The sequence below is a fragment of the Paraburkholderia sp. BGA-UO-ETr-F12 genome (assembly GCF_059567945.1).
This window is the reverse complement of record NZ_JCAQOZ010000056.1, coordinates 491,084-509,741: the sequence shown is the minus strand read 5'-3', so window position 1 is coordinate 509,741 and position 18,658 is coordinate 491,084. Positions and strand designations below refer to the sequence as shown.

At 62.2% G+C, this 18,658-nt stretch carries 15 protein-coding genes and 1 riboswitch; of the genes, 8 read left to right on the top strand and 7 right to left on the bottom strand.

Annotated features, from left to right (window positions below):
• Window positions 1-11: 11 nt before the first annotated feature.
• Both ampC and AC57B6_RS26280 read right to left on the bottom strand, forming a co-directional pair.
• Complete coding sequence (gene ampC, locus AC57B6_RS26285) at window positions 12-1,181, bottom strand: class C beta-lactamase (protein WP_496422400.1); 1,170 nt, start codon at window positions 1,179-1,181, stop codon at window positions 12-14.
• A 201-nt stretch (window positions 1,182-1,382) separates the two neighbouring features.
• Window positions 1,383-1,892 (bottom strand): DUF1993 domain-containing protein, encoded by a 510-nt coding sequence (locus AC57B6_RS26280; protein WP_106352957.1) that lies wholly within the window; start codon window positions 1,890-1,892, stop codon window positions 1,383-1,385.
• A gap of 255 nt (window positions 1,893-2,147) precedes the next feature.
• Here AC57B6_RS26280 and AC57B6_RS26275 point away from each other — a divergent pair, with 255 nt between their 5' ends.
• A complete protein-coding gene (locus tag AC57B6_RS26275) occupies window positions 2,148-3,008 on the top strand; it encodes a class I SAM-dependent methyltransferase (protein ID WP_030098961.1) in 861 nt (286 codons plus the stop codon).
• Window positions 3,009-3,226: 218 nt separating this feature from the next.
• On the opposite strand, the gene AC57B6_RS26270 is transcribed toward AC57B6_RS26275, so the two are convergent.
• Window positions 3,227-4,006: an SDR family NAD(P)-dependent oxidoreductase gene (locus AC57B6_RS26270; RefSeq protein WP_496422399.1), complete on the bottom strand. Its 780-nt coding sequence runs from the start codon at window positions 4,004-4,006 to the stop codon at window positions 3,227-3,229.
• Between the two features lie 175 nt (window positions 4,007-4,181).
• Between AC57B6_RS26270 and AC57B6_RS26265 the strand changes: the two genes are divergently transcribed.
• The 3 genes from AC57B6_RS26265 (at window position 4,182) to AC57B6_RS26255 (ending at window position 6,466) form a co-directional block, all read left to right on the top strand.
• Window positions 4,182-5,075 (top strand): AraC family transcriptional regulator, encoded by an 894-nt coding sequence (locus AC57B6_RS26265; RefSeq protein WP_106352959.1) that lies wholly within the window; start codon window positions 4,182-4,184, stop codon window positions 5,073-5,075.
• Between the two features lie 412 nt (window positions 5,076-5,487).
• Window positions 5,488-5,697, top strand: a complete 210-nt coding sequence (locus tag AC57B6_RS26260; RefSeq protein WP_183796700.1) for a hypothetical protein — start codon at window positions 5,488-5,490, stop codon at window positions 5,695-5,697.
• A 259-nt stretch (window positions 5,698-5,956) separates the two neighbouring features.
• Window positions 5,957-6,466 (top strand): DUF1269 domain-containing protein, encoded by a 510-nt coding sequence (locus AC57B6_RS26255; protein WP_028193950.1) that lies wholly within the window; start codon window positions 5,957-5,959, stop codon window positions 6,464-6,466.
• Window positions 6,467-6,512: 46 nt separating this feature from the next.
• Here the strand turns inward: AC57B6_RS26255 and AC57B6_RS26250 are convergent, their stop codons facing one another.
• Window positions 6,513-7,412, bottom strand: coding sequence for an SDR family oxidoreductase (locus AC57B6_RS26250; protein ID WP_496422398.1), 900 nt, complete (start codon window positions 7,410-7,412; stop codon window positions 6,513-6,515).
• Window positions 7,413-7,514: 102 nt separating this feature from the next.
• On the opposite strand from AC57B6_RS26250, the gene AC57B6_RS26245 reads away from it, so the two are divergent.
• The gene (locus AC57B6_RS26245; protein WP_496422397.1) at window positions 7,515-8,369 is read left to right on the top strand and encodes a helix-turn-helix transcriptional regulator; all 855 of its coding nucleotides are present in this window, start codon (window positions 7,515-7,517) and stop codon (window positions 8,367-8,369) included.
• Between the two features lie 73 nt (window positions 8,370-8,442).
• Here AC57B6_RS26245 and AC57B6_RS26240 read toward each other — a convergent pair whose 3' ends face one another.
• Window positions 8,443-9,357, bottom strand: a complete 915-nt coding sequence (locus tag AC57B6_RS26240) for a LysR family transcriptional regulator (protein ID WP_183796703.1) — start codon at window positions 9,355-9,357, stop codon at window positions 8,443-8,445.
• A 107-nt stretch (window positions 9,358-9,464) separates the two neighbouring features.
• Between AC57B6_RS26240 and metE (AC57B6_RS26235) the strand changes: the two genes are divergently transcribed.
• Window positions 9,465-11,756 carry a 5-methyltetrahydropteroyltriglutamate--homocysteine S-methyltransferase gene (gene metE, locus AC57B6_RS26235; RefSeq protein ID WP_496422396.1) on the top strand — a complete coding sequence of 764 codons (2,292 nt, stop codon included), beginning with the start codon at window positions 9,465-9,467 and terminating at the stop codon, window positions 11,754-11,756.
• Between the two features lie 123 nt (window positions 11,757-11,879).
• Here metE (AC57B6_RS26235) and cobF read toward each other — a convergent pair whose 3' ends face one another.
• Both cobF and AC57B6_RS26225 read right to left on the bottom strand, forming a co-directional pair.
• Window positions 11,880-12,644, bottom strand: coding sequence for a precorrin-6A synthase (deacetylating) (gene cobF, locus AC57B6_RS26230; RefSeq protein WP_106352964.1), 765 nt, complete (start codon window positions 12,642-12,644; stop codon window positions 11,880-11,882).
• Window positions 12,645-12,732: 88 nt separating this feature from the next.
• Window positions 12,733-13,656 carry a LysR family transcriptional regulator gene (locus AC57B6_RS26225; RefSeq protein ID WP_106353055.1) on the bottom strand — a complete coding sequence of 308 codons (924 nt, stop codon included), beginning with the start codon at window positions 13,654-13,656 and terminating at the stop codon, window positions 12,733-12,735.
• Window positions 13,657-13,799: 143 nt separating this feature from the next.
• Here AC57B6_RS26225 and metE (AC57B6_RS26220) point away from each other — a divergent pair, with 143 nt between their 5' ends.
• A complete protein-coding gene (gene metE / locus AC57B6_RS26220; RefSeq protein WP_496422395.1) occupies window positions 13,800-16,103 on the top strand; it encodes a 5-methyltetrahydropteroyltriglutamate--homocysteine S-methyltransferase in 2,304 nt (767 codons plus the stop codon).
• A 68-nt stretch (window positions 16,104-16,171) separates the two neighbouring features.
• Window positions 16,172-16,372: riboswitch (cobalamin riboswitch) on the top strand.
• A 349-nt stretch (window positions 16,373-16,721) separates the two neighbouring features.
• Window positions 16,722-18,653, top strand: a complete 1,932-nt coding sequence (locus AC57B6_RS26215; RefSeq protein ID WP_496422394.1) for a TonB-dependent receptor domain-containing protein — start codon at window positions 16,722-16,724, stop codon at window positions 18,651-18,653.
• The last annotated feature ends 5 nt before the right edge of the window (window positions 18,654-18,658 follow it).

The following is an 18,658-nucleotide window of genomic DNA, read 5'->3' as shown; positions in this document are numbered from 1 at the left end:
GATCTTCCTGGTCATTGTTGGCCGTTGGCCAGCGACGTGAGAATCCGGTATGCAGCGCTCACCCGTTCTTCAATGGGGAAGTTCTTGTTGGCGAGGATGACGATCCCCAGCCGCTTCTGCGGAATAAATGCGATGTACGCGCCGAAGCCGTTGGTCGAGCCGGTTTTGTTGATCCAGACGTCTTCGCGAGGCGCCTGCGGCGGCGATATTGCCGTGACCGGCGTTGCGTTGAAGATCATTGCGGGTGAATTGCCGTCCAGCAACGTCTGCAGTTTGACGGGATACGGATATTGTTCCCATATCAGATCCTGGGTCATCGGCCCGGCTTTGAAGTATCCGGTATGGGTCTCCGTCACCGCACGCTGGAGCTTCGGGTCCAACGGAATCAGATTCATATTGGCTTGCACGAAGCGAATCATGTCGGCCGCCGTGGTCCTCACACCGTAGGCCTCCTCGGACAACACGCCGGGTGCCATTCTGATCGGCGCGCCCTGTTTCGTGTAGCCCTGAGCGTAGTCGTTCAAGGCACTGGCGGGAACCTTGATGTAGCTGCGCTTCATATCGAGTGCGGGAAACAGCTGATTCTCCATCAACCGGCTGAAATCCTGACCCATGCTCTTCGCGGTTATCAGACCGAGCGCGCCGATACCGGGGTTGGCATACGTCCGATAGGTTCCAGGTGCATAGGTGGGCTGCCATTGCTGGAAATACTGCATCAACTGATCGTTGTTGTGGATCGAGTCCGGCACCTGCAACGGGAGCCCGCCAGGCGTGTGCGTGCCCAGATTGAGCAGACTGACCTTGCCGAACGGGCTATTGCGCAGAGACGGCAGATACTTTTCCGACTGATCCGACAAAGACAGATCGCCGCGCACCTGGGCGTACGACGCCAGTGTCGCCGTCAAGGTCTTGCTGACAGAGCCGAGTTCGAACAAGGTGTCACGCGTGACCGGTTGCTTCGTTTCCGTCGACGCGAGGCCATAGTTGAATACGTAGTGTCTGTCACCGTCGACGATCCCGACTGCCATGCCGGCGATGTTGTCTTTCGCCATGACCGGTTGTATGGCCCGGCTCACCGTCTGACTGATTCTGCTTTGCTGATCGTCGGCCGCGCGGCTAACGGTTGCGATTGCACAGGTAAAGAGGGCGGTTGCGATAACGCTGATGGCTCTGAGGTTCATGTCCCTAATATGTCGATTTTGCGCGGGGGGCGTGAGGTCCGGGCGGACTCACCGGGAAAGAAGTATGCGTGCTCGCCGAGCCGCCGACTAACGACGATATCTTGTCCCAAGGGGAAGAAAATCTATCGCATGACATGCGATACCCCTCCTCCACCGCATGCGGCTACCCGGCTTCCTCCCGCCCGCCCCCTGCGCCTACGATCAGTAAGCGCCCATATAGTCGCGCTTGCCGATTTCGACGCCGTTGTGGCGCAGAATCGCGTACGCCGTGGTCACGTGGAAGAAGAACTGCGGCAAACCGTAGTTTTGCAGATAGGCGCTGCCGACCAGCTTCTTCTCTTTCGGCGTACCCGGACGCAAAACGATTTCCTTGTTCTCGCTACCGTCGAATTGCGCGGCATCGAGCGAGCCAATGTAGGTCAACGCCTTGGCGATGAGCGCTTGCAGGTCGGCAAACGTGACTTCGGTGTCGGGCCACGACGGCACTTCGACGCCGGCCAGTCGCGAGCTCACGCCTTTGGCGAAATCGGCAGCGATCTGCACCTGGCGCACGAGGGGGAACATATCCGGGAACAGGCGCGCCTGCAGCAGCGCGTTCGGCTCGATGTTCTTTTCGGTGACGTGGGCTTCGGCTTTCTTCAGCACGTCGGACAATGCCGTCAGCATTTGCTTGAAAACCGGAACGGATGCGCTGTAGATGGAACTTGTCATGGTCACTCTTTCGATCGATGTGGGATGCCGGCGCGGAAGATGCCGCGCCGGTCGGTTGAATCTCTGGCCGGTCGTTAGACTTGTTGACTGGAGCGGCGCAAGATTACCATTGTCCTCGCGGGAATACTCATGCGGGAGCGCGGCACCTCTGCTTCAGGCGACAAGCGGCAAGCGGCAAGCGGCAAGCGGCAAGCGGCGACAGTACCTTCAGGTCGGCTTCACGCCAGGACAAACCAGCAAACAGGATCGATACTCATGAACGACAAGCAAGATGCAGCGCCAGACAGCACCGCAGCACGCGTCGCCTTGTGGCGCGCGCTGCATGTCGAGGCTGATTCCCTGCCCCATGTGCTGGACGACATCATCGGCCTTAAGCTGCTGGCCCCTGACGAGAGCTGGCGCAGCCGCGGAGACATGGACCCGCAGTTCACGCGGCCGTTTCGCGCGTCCATCGTGGCCCGGGCGCGCTTCATCGAGGATCTGGTCGTAGAGCAGGCGGCTCGCGGAGTGAGCCAGTATGTGATCCTCGGCGCGGGCCTCGACACCTTCGCCCAACGCAGACCGGAGCTCGCGTCCCGCCTCAAGGTGTTCGAGGTCGACCCGCCCGGCCCGCAGGCATGGAAGCGTCAGCGCCTGATCGAACTCGGCTTCGGCGTGCCGGACTGGCTGCGCTTCGTACCGGTCGATTTCGAGGCGGGCGGTTCCTGGCGGGACGAACTGGTAAGCGCCGGCTTCGATGAGAGCAAGCCGGCGATCGTGGTCTCAACGGGCGTCAGCATGTATCTCACGAAGGAAGCGAACGCGGCCACGCTGCGCGAAGTCGCCGCCCTCGCTCCAGGCTCGACACTCGCCATGACGTTCCTGCTGCCACTCGAACTGGCCGATCCCGAAGTACGCCCCGGGCTCGAGATGGCGGAGAAAGGCGCGCGGGCAAGTGGCACGCCGTTCCTCAGCTTCTTCACTCCGCCGGATATTCAGGCGCTGGCCCGCGAAGCAGGCTTTAAAGAAGCCCGGCACGTCTCGGCGGCGGATCTGACGCAGCGCTACTTCCAGGGCAGGACAGATGGCCTGCGCCCGCCGAACAATGCCGAGGAACTGCTGATCGCGCATACCTAGCCGCCCGCACCCTCTCCGACCCGCACGATCATGCGAATGAGCCAGTCAGGTGAACACTAGCTACCTCGTCGGCGGATCCAGACCCGCACCCCGCGTGCGACGCCTGCTATGGCTCTGGATCGCGTTCTGGCTGCTTATGCTGGCGGTTGGGATGCAGAAGTCCCTGTGGTCCGGCAAACTGCTGGTCTGGCAGCAGCTCGTCGACTCCTGCTGCACGCCTATATAGACATGCCACCCGATACTTCAATACGTTGGGCATTCACCCAGCGGTTATCTTCGGACAGCAGCGCCGCAATCATCGGTCCGATATCGTCGGGCAGACCCGCACGGCCGAGCGCCGTCGCATCCGCCACGAGCTTGTTGATCTCAGGATTGTCGCGAACCATGCCGCCGCTGAAGTCCGTGGCGATTGCGCCTGGCGCGACGGTATTGACAGCAATTCGACGCGGACCGAGTTCCTTCGCCAGATAACGCGTCAGAACCTCGACCGCGCCTTTCATGGACGCATACGGCGCACTGCCCGGAAAAGCGATACGGGTCAGGCCCGAGGAGATATTCACGATGCGGCCGCCGTCATTGATAAGCGGCAGGAGTTTCTGCGTCAGAAAAAACACGCCCTTGAAATGGACGTTGTAGAGCGCGTCCAGTTCTTCCTCGGTTGTCTTGTCGAACGGCGCGTGGTGCGAAATGCCGGCATTGTTGACGAGATAATCGAAACGCTCGGCGCCCGACTGGGCGAGCGACGCCCGAACCTGCTCCACGAACGAATCGAACGTCGCCACTTTGCCGGTGTCGAGCGGCAACGCAATCGCTCTTTGCCCTTCCTCCGACACTAGCCCGACAAGCTTTTCTGCTTCCGCCCGATTGGCGCGATAAGTGAATAGGGAACCGACACCGCGCTTCGCGAGATGGAGCACGGTATTGCGCCCCAAGCCGCGACTGCCGCCGGTCACGATTGCGATCTTCGAAACGGCATCTGCTGATTCTCCTGCTGTCATGTTGCACTCCGCTTCAGGTGTAAGTGGACGCAAGCTTATTCCCGCCGACAGCGAGGTTTAATGCCCTAACTCCCCTACTTCTTGCCTGATCCTGCTCAGGGTTGCGCCGAATGAAACGAGAGGCAGTAACATGAACCAACGCGAATGAACCAATGCGGGCGCAAAGGAAGTTCTTATGTCGAATGCTCTAATCGAAAGTGTCAAACGCTATACCGACAAGCAGGCCGGAAAGGAGAGCCCGTTCGCGACCGCTATCGAGGGACTACTCGTGCTCCGCTCCGATCACGAAAAGCACCCCGCTCATCTGATCATGAAGCCGGCTCTTTGTGTCGTCATTCAAGGCGCCAAGTGGACGCTATTCGGTGACAGGCGCTACGACTACCGGGCAGGACAAGCTTTGGTCGTGAGCGTCGAGATGCCGGCATTCAGCAAGGTCGTGCAAGCCAGCCCGGCCGAGCCGTACCTCGCTGTCGTGATTGAATTCAACCTGGCCATCATGCGCGAAGTCATGGCATGTCTCGATACGCCGCCCACGCCGGGCGACCATCTCGGGCACGGTGTTTTTGTCACCGACTTTGACGGCCCGCTCTCCGACTGCGTGCTTCGCATGGTGCGGCTGCTCGATACGCCTGACGCTATTTCCATTCTCGCGCCGATGATCATGCGGGAAATCTGCTACTGGATGCTGACGGGGCCTCACGGCAACGAGGTCGCCACGGTGGTGCTGGCAAACAGTCATGTGCAGAAAGTCGTTACCGCGATCCATGCACTCAGGGACCAGTTCACCGAGACCCTACGCATCGACGATCTGGCGGCCATTGCGCAAATGAGCCCGTCGGCATTTCACCGGCAGTTCAAGGCGCTGACCTCAATGACACCGTTGCAATACCAGAAGCAGCTCCGCCTGCTCGAAGCGCGCCACCTGATGGCCGCGGGAACGGCCAACGCCGAGACGGCGGCCTATCAGGTGGGCTATGAAAGCGCGTCGCAATTCAGCCGCGAATATTCGCGCATGTTTGGCGCGCCACCCCGGCGCGATATAGAGACATTGAAAACGGCAACGGCCTAGCGTTCTTATGCGGTGGCGGCTTCTCGAAACCCGCCGCTGCCCGGTTTGCTGAACGGAAGAAAAGCGCATCAATCTGCGGCCCCGCCTGCACACTCGATTCCGAAAAACCGGACACGCTATGGCGCCGCCTGGTGCTGTTCTAATAGCAAGCGACGCGGGACACGAAACACCTTTTGTGGCGCCACCCGCGCCTGCATTGCCTACACTCAGATCACGCGCGTCGAAACACCGAATGAACACAGCTCCGCGATCTGGGGCTGCGCGCGGGGCCTGCCGGCATTGTCCGCACGCAAACGCTCCGAGCGTTCGCCAAGGGCGAAGCCAGCGCGATTATCGGCAAGCTCCCATAAAACAGGCCGTCATGCGGAACACGAGCCGTTTTCTTTCCGCGACGCTTACTCAGGAGATCGCAATGAACGCAAACGCAAACAACAGTGAAGATTTACGCGCCTTCGTGCAAACGTCAGAGCAGGCCGGCGAATATGTCTGGGTCATTACGCTGGTCGACTTCGGGGCAAAAAAAGTCAAACGTTCGCTGGTTTCGGACGACAGGTTCGCGATGCGCGCCGCCGCTCAGGACGCGGGCGAAGCGTATCTGAAGGGACTAGCGGCGGACCGTTAGCGAAGCGCCGGGCAACCCTGATAGCTGCCTTACAGGCTCGCCTCGTTCTGGCACGTGGACAGACGAGGTCGGACAGAAGGCCTTGAGTCGGCAGCGAAAACTGCCGCGGCGCACCATGAACGCCATGCGCGTGCGCGGGAGTTTTATCTGCGTCTGAATGTCTGAGCTAAATAACGTAGGAATCGGTCGTGATCGAGGCGGCAAGGTTTGGCTCGTCGCCTCGCATCGAGCGCCGATTATTACCGACAGGAGACCCGATATGCGGCGCATTTATTTCCTATTGCCCGATGTGCAAAGCGGGAAGTCGATCATCGACGAGTTGTTGCTGAAGCGGGTCGAATGGCGCCATATCCACGTACTCGCGCGTCCGGACGTGCATCTGGAGCAGTTGCCGGAGGCGACGCTGACGCAGCGCAGCGATCTGCTTCCCGCGCTAGCGCGCGGCACTGCCGCGGGTGGCGTGACGGGCATGCTCGCGGGACTCGTCGCGATGGCTTTTCCACCCGCCGGGCTGACGATCGCGGGCGGCGTCGTGGTTCTGATGACGCTGGCGAGCGCGGGGTTCGGCGCATGGACCGCGACCATGATCGGGATCGGCATCCCAAGCACCCGCTTGAAGCGCTTTGAAAGCGCGATCGAAAAGGGCGAGTTACTAATGATGGTCGACGTCGGCAAGGATCGTGTCGACGAAATCGAAGAACTGGTTAAGAGCCATCATCCGGAAGCGGACATAGAGGGAACGGATCCGACTATTCCGGCGTTTCCCTGAGCCGTCGCGGTCAAGCGGCGCCGCGCCAACCACTCGGCGCCGACAATCAGGGATGCGCGAAGTAGCCTGGCTGGCCGATGTCGGTGAGAAGGTCCGGACCGGTCGGCGTCCAGTCCAACACCTCGCGGGTTCGTGCGCTCGAGGTCGGCAAATCCATGCCGACGAACATACCGAACCATCCGAAATGAGCCACCGCCTCGTCCTTTGACATGGCGACAACCGGCACCCCGAGCCGCTGACCGATCAGTTCGGCAATCGCCTTGAACGGCACGCCCTCTTCAGCGATTGCATGATAGGGACCGCCGATAGCGCCGCGCTCGAGCGCGAGCCGGAAAACGCGCGCGGCATCCAGACGATACACGGCGGACCAGCGGTTGAGGCCGTCGCCCACGTACGCCGACACGCCCTTCTCGCGCGCGATGCTGATCAGCCGCGGGACAAACCCATGATCGCCTTCACCGTGAACGGACGGCGCCAGCCGCACCGTGCTCGCCCGCACGCCGCGCATGGCAAGCGCTTCTGCCGCCGCCTCCGACGCGCGAGGAAAACTGTCGGACGGTACAGGAGGACGATCCGTCTCGGTCGCCACGTTGCCGTCATGCCTCAGCGACGCCGTGCCGGACGTGACGAGCAACGGACGCTCGCTGCCTTCGAGCACGCCGCCTAGTACTTCGATCGCCCGCCGGTCTTCCTCCGCGCTCTGCGCAAAGCGGGAGAAATCGTGATTGAACGCAGTGTGGATGACTCCATCAGCCGCCGCCGCGCCCCGGCGCAAGCTGTCGAGGTCGGTCAGCGACCCATGGTGCGCCTCGGCGCCGGCTGCGGCGAGTGCCGCCGCGCCCTCTGCCGAGCGGGTCAGGCCGAGCACCTGATGGCCGTTCCCGAGCAGCTCGCGAACAATAGCGGAGCCGACGAAACCGGTCGCTCCCGTAACAAAGACTCGCATCTGAAGTACTCCCGAATCAGGTTGATTGGGAGCAATCTACGAGGCAAAATCATCCTGTTAAAGCGGTGAGATTATCCGGGTATACGTCTTAACAGGCTAAGCATGGCGCAAGTGAACGACGACGAAAGCGGCAACCGCCTCGGCAGCTATCTGAAGAACCGCCGCACCAGGCTCGATCCCGCCTCCTTCGGTATTTCCGGTGGCCGGCGGCGCACGGCCGGGCTGCGCCGCGAAGAGGTGGCGCAACGCGCCAATATCAGCGCGGCCTGGTACACGTGGCTGGAGCAGGGGCGCGGCGGCAACCCGTCGGCGGAGGTGCTGGACCGCATCGCGAAGGCGCTGATGCTGACCGAGGTCGAGCGCGAGCATGTATTCCTGCTCGGCCTCGGCCATCCGCCCGAAGTCCGCTATCGCAGCAGCGACGCGATCACGCCCCGGCTGCAACGCCTGCTCGAAGCGCTGCCCTACAGCCCGGCAATCCTAAGGACTGCGACGTGGGATGTGGTTGCATGGAATCGCGCGGCCGCGGCCGTGCTCACCGACTACGCCACCCTGCCCCCTGAACGGCGCAACATTTTGCGCATGATCTTCTGCGACCCTCGCGTGCGCGCCGCGCAGTTCGATTGGACAAGCGTGGCTCGCATGGTAGTGGGCGCCTTCCGGGTCGATGCCGCGCGCGCGGGCGCCGACGCCGAAGTGGCGCCGCTCGTCGACGAACTGTGCCGGGCAAGCCCTGAGTTCGCCGCCATGTGGCAGGACAATGAAGTGCAGAGTCACGGCGACGGCATCAAGCGTTTGCGCCACCCCGTGCTGGGGCCGATCTCGCTGGAATACTCGTCGTTCGCGGTCGACAGACGGCCGGATCTTCGGATGGTGGTCTATAACCCGGCAACCCCGGTCGATCAGGAACTGATCCGCTCACTGATCGAGAGAACGCCGGTCATTGCCGATAAGTGAGCCCGGGCATTCTTTATTGCTCGGACACGGCCACACAGCAGGAATGCGGCAGGAATGCAGCGAACCGCCCGGATTACGGTGTTTGCCCGGTTTCGATCGAGGCCGCAGCAGGCATGCGAGCCAGTTCGATGAAGGCCTTGAGGTAGTCAATTTCCGTATCGGTTTCGCGGGCGCCCAGGAAAATCTGCTTGGCGATTCCCTTTCGCCCCAGCCGCACCGGGACCAGGTTCATCTTGTCGGCATACTCCTCCACCAGCCAGCGCGGCAGCGCCGCGACGCCTCTGCCGCTGGCCACCATCTGCAACATGATGTCGGTGGTTTCGATCGCCTTGTGACGCCGGGGCGTTACGCCCGCGGGCATCAGAAACTGATTGTAGATATCGAGCCTGTCGGTCTCGACCGGATAAGTGACCAGCACCTCCCGGGTCAATTGCTCGGGTTTCACGTACTCCACGTCGGCCAGCGGATGCTCGCGATTCACCACCAGCACCTGCTCATAATCGAACACCGGCTCGAAGCGCAAGCCCGGCTTGTAAAGCGGGTCCGGCGTGACGAGCAGGTCGATTTCGTAGCCGAACAGCGCGCCGATGCCGCCAAACTGGAATTTCTGCTTGACGTCGACGTCCACGTCCGGCCAGCGCGCGAGATACGGCGACACCACCTTGAGCAACCACTGATAGCAGGGATGGCATTCCATGCCGATGCGCAATGCCCCGCGTTCGCCCTGCGCGTACTGTTTAAGCCGCTCCTCGGCCTGAACCAGCTGGGGCAGCAGGCGGTTGGCAACCGCCAGCAGATACTGGCCCGCCTGGGTCAAGCGCAAACTGCGGCCCTCACGCAACCAGATATCCGTTCCCAGTTGCTGCTCCAGCTTCTTCATGGAGTGGCTGAGGGCGGACTGCGTCACGCACAGGACTTCCGCTGCGGCGGTAAGCGAGCCGTGTTTGTCCACCGCCTGGACAATCGCCAGGTGAACTCTCTCGAGCATGATATATGAGAAAAACTAATGGTTCGTTGAATTAACACCATTTTACTTCATGAGACGCCTTAGCTAGCATGCCTCGATCCGCAACCTGATCGAATCAAGGCGACACGATGGCAACCACACATAATCTGGGCTTCCCCCGCATCGGCGCGAAGCGCGAACTGAAATTCGCGCTCGAGTCCTACTGGAAGGGCGAATCCTCGCTCGCCGAACTGAAAGCGCTGGGCGCCGAACTGCGCCAGCGTCATTGGGCGCGCCAGGCCGACCTTGACTTCGCCGCCGTCGGCGATTTCGCCTTCTACGACCAGGTGCTGGACATGAGCTTCACGCTGGGCAACCTGCCGGAACGCGTGCGGGGCTTCCATGGCGATGCGCTCGACAACACCTTCCGCGTCGCCCGCGGCCGTTCGGCCAAAGGCGCCGAAGAGCACGGCGCGTGCTGCGGCGGCGTTGCTGCCGGCGAGATGACCAAGTGGTTCGACACCAACTATCACTTCATCGTCCCCGAATTCAGCGCCGGTACCGAGTTCAAGCTCGACCCGTCGCGTCTGCTCGAACAACTGGCTGAGGCCAACGCACAAGGCGTCAAGGCCAAGCCGGTGATCGTCGGCCCGGTGACCTACCTGGCGCTGGGCAAGGCCAAGGACGACTCCGACAAGCTGGCGCTGCTGCCGCGTCTGCTGCCGGTCTACGCCGAACTGCTGGCCGCGCTGGCGGCGCAAGGCGTCGAATGGGTGCAGATCGACGAACCGGTCCTCGTCACCGAACTGTCCGCCGAGTGGCAACAGGCGTACGTCACCGCATACGACACGCTGGCGAACAGCAAGGTCAAGCTGCTGCTGGCGACGTACTTCGGCCAGTTGCTCGACAACCTGCCGCTGGCTTGCAAGCTGCCGGTGCAAGGCCTGCATCTGGATGCAATCAATGCGCGCGCTGAAGTCGCTGCCGCGATTGCACAATTGCCCCAGGACCGCGTGCTGTCGCTCGGCGTGATCAACGGCCGCAACATCTGGAAGACCGACCTCAACGGCGTGCTCGACTGGCTCGAGCCGGTCGCGAAGCAACTGGGCGAGCGCCTCTGGATTGCACCGTCGTGCTCGCTGCTGCATGTGCCGGTGGACCTTGAAAGCGAGCAGAAGCTGGATGCGGAAATCCGCTCGTGGCTCGCCTTCGCGCTGCAAAAGCTGGGCGAACTGAAGGTGCTGGCGAGCGCGCTGAACAATGGCCGCGACGCCGTCAAGGCAGAGTTGGCCGCTAACGGTGCAGCGATTGCCGCGCGCCGCGCGTCACCGCGTGTGAATAACTCGGCGGTCAAGGCTGCCCTCGCGAAGATCAGCCCGGCCCTCGGTCAGCGCAAGAACACCTACCCGGCGCGCGCCGACAAGCAGGCTGCCCTGTTGAAGCTGCCGCCCTACCCGACCACGACCATCGGCTCGTTTCCGCAGACCGGCGCGATCCGTCATGCACGCAGCCAGTTCAGGAGCGGCGCATTGGACGAAGCCGGTTACAAGGCCGCGATGCGGGCCGAGATCGAACGCAGCGTGCGCGAGCAGGAAACGCTGGGGCTGGACGTGCTGGTGCACGGTGAAGCCGAGCGTAACGACATGGTGGAATACTTCGGCGAACAGCTCGACGGCTATGCGTTCAGCCAGTTCGGCTGGGTGCAGTCGTACGGTTCGCGCTGCGTGAAGCCGCCTGTTCTGTTCGGCGACATCAGCCGCCCGAAGGCGATGACGGTGGAATGGATCAAGTATGCGCAGTCGCTCACCAGCAAACCGATGAAGGGCATGCTCACAGGCCCGGTCACGATCCTGAACTGGTCGTTCGTGCGCGACGACCAACCGCGTTCGGTGTCGTGCTACCAGTTGGCGCTGGCGATCCGCGAAGAAGTGCTCGACCTCGAAAAGACCGGCGTACGCGTGATCCAGATCGACGAAGCAGCCTTGCGCGAAGGTCTGCCGCTGCGCAAGTCGCAATGGCAGGAATACCTGGACTGGGCAGTGACGTCGTTCCGTATCGCCGCCAACGGCGTGGATGACGAAACGCAGATCCATACGCATATGTGCTATTCGGAGTTCAACGACATCATCTCGTCGATCGCCGACATGGACGCCGACGTGATCACCATCGAGACTTCGCGCTCGGATATGGAACTGCTGGACGCATTCGACAACTTCAACTACCCGAACGAAATCGGGCCGGGCGTGTACGACATTCACTCGCCGAACATCCCGACCGAAGAACACATCGTTGAACTGATGAAGAAAGCCGCCGAACGCATTCCGGCGCAGCGCCTGTGGGTGAACCCGGACTGCGGCCTGAAGACGCGCCAGTGGGAAGAGGTCATTCCGGCGCTGACCAACATGGTGGCGGCGGCGAAGAAGCTGCGCGCTTGCGTCTAACGCGCGTGCGCGGTCCGCTCCGTGCGAGTCGCGCTTGCCGCGCTTACCGCGTGAAACAACTGGCCGGCGCCGCAACCGGCAAGCCGGTTGTGTGAAAGATGGCCACCTTCCGGTGGTCATCTTTCATTTGCTGTCGCGCTTACGCAGCAGATACGTGTCCATGATCCAGCCATGGGCGCGCCGAGCCTCCGCCCTGACGCGCTCAATTTCGTCCATCACGTCGCGCAGCTTTCCCGCAATGAGAATTTCGTCGGGCGTGCCCACGTACGCTCCCCAGTAGATGTCCAGGTCTTCGTGCGCGAGATGCCGATAGGCATTCTGCGAGTCCAGCATCACGACGACACTGTCGACATTCGCGGGGAAGCCTTCGGCGAGCGCGCGGCCGTTGGTGATCGCGATCGACCGGCCAATCAGGTTCAGCGGGACCTTGTGCCGTGCGGCCAGCGCCTGGACGCTGCTGATCCCGGGAATCACGTCATAGTCGAACGCGTGCCGCCCCTCTTGCGCAATGGCCTCGATGATGCGGATCGTACTGTCGTAGAGCGATGGGTCGCCCCACACCAGGAAAGCGCCGACTTCGCCGTCGCGCAGTTCGTCTGCAATCAGGGCTTCGAACAGGCGTTGCTTGTCGCGGTTCAGCTCGTCGACTGTCGATCGGTAATCGGTGTCGTCGCGTCTGCGTTCAGGGCTAGTGGCCTCGACGATCCGATAAGCGTCACCGTCGATAAATCGCTCGATGATCTGCTTGCGCAGCGCAACGAGTTTCTCCTTCGCGAGGCCTTTATCCATCACGAAGAATACGTCGACCCGATTGAGCGCGTTGATCGCCTGAACGGTCATGTAGTCAGGATCCCCTGCTCCAATTCCGATGATCAGGATTTTTTTCATCACTTCAACTCCTGGCTAAAGCGGCGGAAGTCCCGGTCGAGCACATCCGCGGCTGATGTCAATTGATGCTGGACGCGCCTGCAAGCGCTCACGGATTGCCGGATATCAGCTCGATGCTGTCCAGTTGGGCCGCGCAGATATCCCGGACGATCCTCACGAAATCGTCGAAGTACGGCCGCCCCGCGATTGCCTTGGGTGCGACGGCATAGAGTTCGCTCCACAGTCCACCGGCGCCGACGCGCTTCGCGAGCACGTAGTCGTGGTCGACGTAATTCTTCACGCCCCAGTTCGGCAGCGCCGCAATGCCACGGCGGCTCGCCACGAGTTGCATGATCGCGATGGTCAATTCCGCGGTGCGCCGTTCGAGCTTGATCCCGGCCGGCTCCAGAATTTCGCGAATCAGATCGATACGCGATTCCGGCACGGGATAGGTGATCAGCGTCTCGCCTTGCAGGTCGTCGGGACCGACGCGCCGCTTGTTGCGCAACCGGTGTTCATTGGCGATCACGATCTGTATCTCGAACCGGAACAGCGGCGCAATGTGCAGATTGCGCCGCGCGGCGGGCTTCGAGCCGATCACCACGTCTGCCTTGCCCTCGTTCAGCAGTTTCATCGGGTCGGCATGGAACCCGGCGACCAGGTCGACTTCGACCTCCGGCCAGCGCCGGCGAAATTCATCCATGACCGGCATCAGCCAGTCAAAGCAGGTGTGGCATTCCAGCACGATTCGAAGCTCGCCGCGCACGTCGCCCTTCAGGCGAACCAGATCGCGCTCGGCGGTGGCCACCGCGGCCACCGTGTCCCGCGCCAGCGCAAGCAGCCGCTCGCCAGCGGCCGTAAAACGCAGCCCGTGCCGGGTGCGTTCGAACAGGGACACCTCGTAGTGAGCTTCCATATCGCGGATCTGATGCGACAGCGCGGACTGGCTGAGATTGACCCGCTCGGCGGCGCTCACCAGCTTGTCCGATTCGGAGATCGCAATGAGCGAACGCAGATGACGCAGTTCAAGCATGGCACCGCCCGCGCCGGTCATGACAGTACAGAAAAGAAGAGAAAAACCTGATATGAATGTGGTTCATATGATGATGAAAACATGTCGCTTGATGAATCATAGCGTGACTTGCACACTACGCGGCATTCACTCAAGGATTCCGCATGGCCCGCACTCACATATCCGGCTTTCCGCGCATCGGCGCGCATCGCGAACTCAAGTTCGCCCAGGAATCTTTCTGGCGCGGAGAATCCGACGACGCCTATCTTCGTGAAGTCGGAAAAGCGTTGCGCGCGCGTCACTGGGAATTGCAGCGCGCCGCCGGGCTGGATTTCGTCGCGGCCGGCGATTTCGCGTGGTACGACCCGATGCTGAACCTGACCGCCCTGCTCGGTGCGTTGCCGGAGCGCTTCGGCTTCGAGCCGAAGACCCTGTCGCTCGCCCAGTATCACGAACTGGCGCGGGGCAACAAGGCGCAGCCGGCCATGGAAATGACCAAGTGGTTCGATACCAACTACCACTACCTGGTGCCGGAACTCGGTCCCGACACGACATTCGACGGCGGCGTCGACTGGCTGTTCGAGGAAATCGACGAGGCACTCGCGCTGGATCTCGCGGTCAAGCCGGTGTTGATCGGACCCATCACCTATCTGTGGCTAGCCAAAAGCCGCGTGGCGGGTTTTGACCGCCTGTCGCTGCTGCCTCGGCTGGTCATCCGCTACCTGCGTATTCTCGACACGCTGAAAGCGCGAGGTATCGAGTGGGTTCAACTCGACGAACCCGCGCTCTGCGTCGATCTCGAAGCGGACTGGCTCGAAGCGTTTTCCGCCGTGTACACCGTGCTGGGCGACTCCGGCGTCAAGGTGCTGCTGGCAACCTATTTCGACACCGCCGCCGGGCACGCGCCAACCGTCGCCAAGCTGCCCGTGCATGGTGTGCATATCGATCTGGTCAAGGCGCCGCAGCAACTGGAGGCCTGGTGCTCGGCGCTGCCGGCGGACAAGGTCCTGTCGGTCGGTGTTATCGACGGACGCAACATCTGGCGCGCCGATCTGGCTGCCATTGCCGCTTCGCTCAAGAGCCTTTACGCGCAACGCGGCGACCGGCTGTGGATCGCGCCGTCCTGCTCGCTGGCCCATGTGCCGGTCACGCTCGCGTCCGAAAAGAAACTCGATGCCGAACTCAAATCGTGGCTTGCCTTCGCGACTGAAAAACTCGATGAGCTCAGCACGATTGCACTGGCGCTGCGCCACCTGGGCGCCGGGCTGCCGGGCGCCGGGCTGCCGGCAGCAGCCCGGGCGGCGCTCGCCGCAGCGACCACCGCACTCGAGTCGCGCCGCCACTCCGGAGCGGTATTCAATGTGCTGGTTCAGCGGCGTGTCGCCGCTATCGCCGAGACCATGGCCAGCCGCAAGAGCCCGTTCGCCGAACGCAGCCGTGTGCAGCGCCACTCGCTCAAATTGCCGCTCCTGCCCACCACGACAATCGGTTCGTTTCCGCAAACGCCGGCGATCCGGCAAGCGCGCGCCGCCTATCGCCGCGGCGAAATGCGCGCGCTCGAGTATCTCGAACGTATGCGGGCCGAAACGGCGACCGTCGTCCGGCGACAGGAAGAACTCGGGCTCGACGTGCTGGTGCACGGCGAAGTCGAACGCAACGACATGGTCGAATTCTTTGCGGACAAGCTCTGGGGGTATGCGCTCACCGAAAACGGATGGATCCAGAACTACGGCTCGCAATGCGTCAAGCCGCCGATCATTTACGGCGACATCTACCGGCCCGAGCCGATGATCGTGGACGCAGCCTGCCATGCGCAGTCGTTGACCGACCGCCTGGTGAAAGGCGTACTGACCGGACCGGTCACCATGCTCGAATGGTCGTTTGTTCGTGACGACCAGCCGCGTTCGACCACGGCGCTCCAATTGGCGCTCGTCATTCGCGACGAAGTTATGGACCTCGAAAAGGCCGGCATCCGCATCATTCAGATCGATGAGCCCGCCTTTCGCGAGGGCTTGCCGTTGCGTAAGGCGGACTGGTCAGACTACCTCGACTGGGCGACCCGGGCCTTCAGGATTTCGGCGGGCGGCGTTTCCGACGCCACGCAGATCCACACCCATATGTGCTATTCGGAATTCAACGACATCCTGCCGTCGATCGCCGCGCTGGATGCGGACGTGATCACGATCGAGACATCGCGCTCTTCGATGGAGCTGCTCGACGGCTTCGGCGAGTTCGCCTATCCCAACGGAATCGGACCCGGCGTATACGACACCCATTCGTCGCGCGTGCCGAGTGCCGAAGCCATGCAGCGCCTGCTCGAACGCGCCTGCGAGGTCATCCCCGCCGACCGTTTGTGGGTCAACCCCGACTGCGGCCTGAAAACCCGGGGCTGGCCGGAGACGGAAGCCGCCTTGTCCAATATGGTGCTGGCCGCCAGGGCACTGCGGCAAAGGCTTGCAGTCCAGTAAGCCAGGCGTAATAACAACAGGAAGCGTACCGCCAACGCCGTGGTGATTGACGGCAACCACTACGCATCGGTACGCTTCGCGCTGATGGTTCCCGTTATCGGGATCAAAGGGAACGCAGTACGAGCAGCCATGCTCCGAATCTGCGGCTGCCCCCGCAACTGTAAGCGGCGAGTCCGTGCCATTCATGACCACTGGAGCAGAGCACCGGGAAGGTCGGCACGTGACATTGACCCGTGAGCCAGGAGACCTGCCATCGAACCGAGGTCTGCGCAGCCGCACCGGGCGGGGTGTCCCGATGTGCAAGCACCGCTCTTGAGCGGTTGCCCGCTGCAACGACAGCCCAAGCCTCAGGATCTGTCATGTCCACTGCTGTTCAATCCGGTTCCCTAAAGGGGGAGCCTCGCGTCGGCGCGTCGTCGCCATGGATAGCGCTTTCGCCGCCTTCAGGATTGCCGCCTGGCCTGGCTCGTTCGTCCCCTGTCGCCTGAAGCGCTACGACGAACTGGAAGCCTGTTGCGCCACACATTAAATCTTTGAGCGCGGCTAAACGGCCGCTGGCCCCTTGGTCCTCCAGCTCGCCACCCATATAGAAATCAGCAAGAACGAGCCCATCTCATCATGAAGTTCCGTCGACTCATCATCACCTCTGCCCTGACCGTCTCCGCATGGCAGGTTGCACAGGCCGCGGACGACACGCCGTTGCAGCAGCCGGAGCAGACGCCGGCTGAAACCACGCTGCCGAATATTCTCGTCAGCGGCGACACGCAACATCTGCCGCAATCATTCGACCAACGCTTCGCCACCACTCAGGTTCTGACGCGCGCCGATCTCGATCGTCTTACGCCCGCCGACCCGAGTATCACGCAGGCCCTCGCCACGCTGCCCGGCGTCACCATTTCCCAAACCGGCGGACCCGGTTCTTCCGCCGCGGTCAGTATCCGCGGTTCGTCGGCCAGTCAGGTCGCGGTGTTTATCGACGGCATCCGGGTCGGTTCCTCGACCACCGGGCAAGCTGCGTGGGCCGATCTGCCGACCTCCGCGTTCGACCGCGTCGAGGTAATCTCGGGGCCGGCGGCCGCCTCGTTCGGCGCGGACGCGATGGGCGGCGTCATACAGTTGTTCACCAACCATGCATCCAATCAGCCGAATCGGACCACCGTTTCGGTAGGCGGCGGTTCGAACAAGACCTTCGATACACAGATCCGCACGTCCGGCAGTATCCCGTCCACGGGTCCGCTTTCGGCACTCTCCGGACTGACCTACTCGCTCGGCCTGCACGACTACAACACCGCCGGGATCGATGCGACCCAGCCGTACGCCTACGGTCACGAGGACGGCCGCAATCCGTACCATGCGCAGGACGTGGACGCGCGACTCGGTTACGCGCACGACAACTGGTCGCTCTCCGCGTTCGCTCTGTATCACAAGTCCGATCTGTCGTACGACAATGCCGGCGGCGCCGACCGGCAGCTCGATCATCAACTGACGACGGGCCTCGCATTTCATCTGGACGTGACGCCGACCACCCAGTTCGACCAGTCGGTGGGTTATGCGACGGACCGCCAGTTCGTCTACGCGAACAACCCAGGCATTCCGTCCGATGAGTTCGATTCGACGCGTTTGAGCACCACGACCTCGCTAACGCATCAGGAGCGCGGGCTGACGCTGTTCGGTCTGCCGCTATCCGGAGAATCAAAAGTTGCGTACGATTTCAGCCGTGAGCTGGCGTTCATGCCGGTGGATGTGCCTCAAGGCTTGCCGGCCCGCAACGATTCGTCTTTCTCGCTCCATCAGTCGGCCACGCTCGGTGCGCTGACGGTGTTCCTCGCGGGTCGCCACGACGTTGTCCAGGGTGTGTCGGTCAATACCGGCAATGTCGCCGTGGCCTATGCGATCACGCCGGTTTATACGGCGCGCCTCTCGTATGGCAATGCTTTCCGCCTGCCGACGTTTAACGATCTGTACTATCCGGGCTATTCGAACCCGAATCTGTTGCCCGAGCGCAGCGATACGGTGGAGGCAGCGCTAGACGCGTCGACCTCGCTCGGCACCTTCACGGCCGCCGTTTATGACACCCGGGTTCATGACCTGATCTCGTTCAACCCCGCGCTCAGTATGCCCGTGAACATCGGGCGCGCGCACATCCAGGGCATCGATCTGTCCTACAAGGGCACTATCGGCAAATCGACGCCGGTTAGCGTTGCGGTCGGCATAATGAATCCGCAGGACGTCACGGATCAGACGTGGCTCCCCCGCCGTCCGCGCCAGACGATTAGTCTGAGCGTGGACCACATGTGGGACGAATTCCACCTGCACGCGCTCAGCACCGGCGTCTCGCTGCTTTATGGCGGCTCGACCTTCGACGACCAGTACAACACGACCTATCTGCCGTCGTACACGCGAGTCGATCTGCGCGCCGCGTACAGGATCAATTCGCACCTCACCGTCTCCGCCAACCTGTCGAACCTGTTTAACCGGCAGTACGTCACCGCATACGGTTACAACTCGCTCGGCCGCACGGCATTCGGCAAGGTGGCGTATACGTTCTAGGCGGA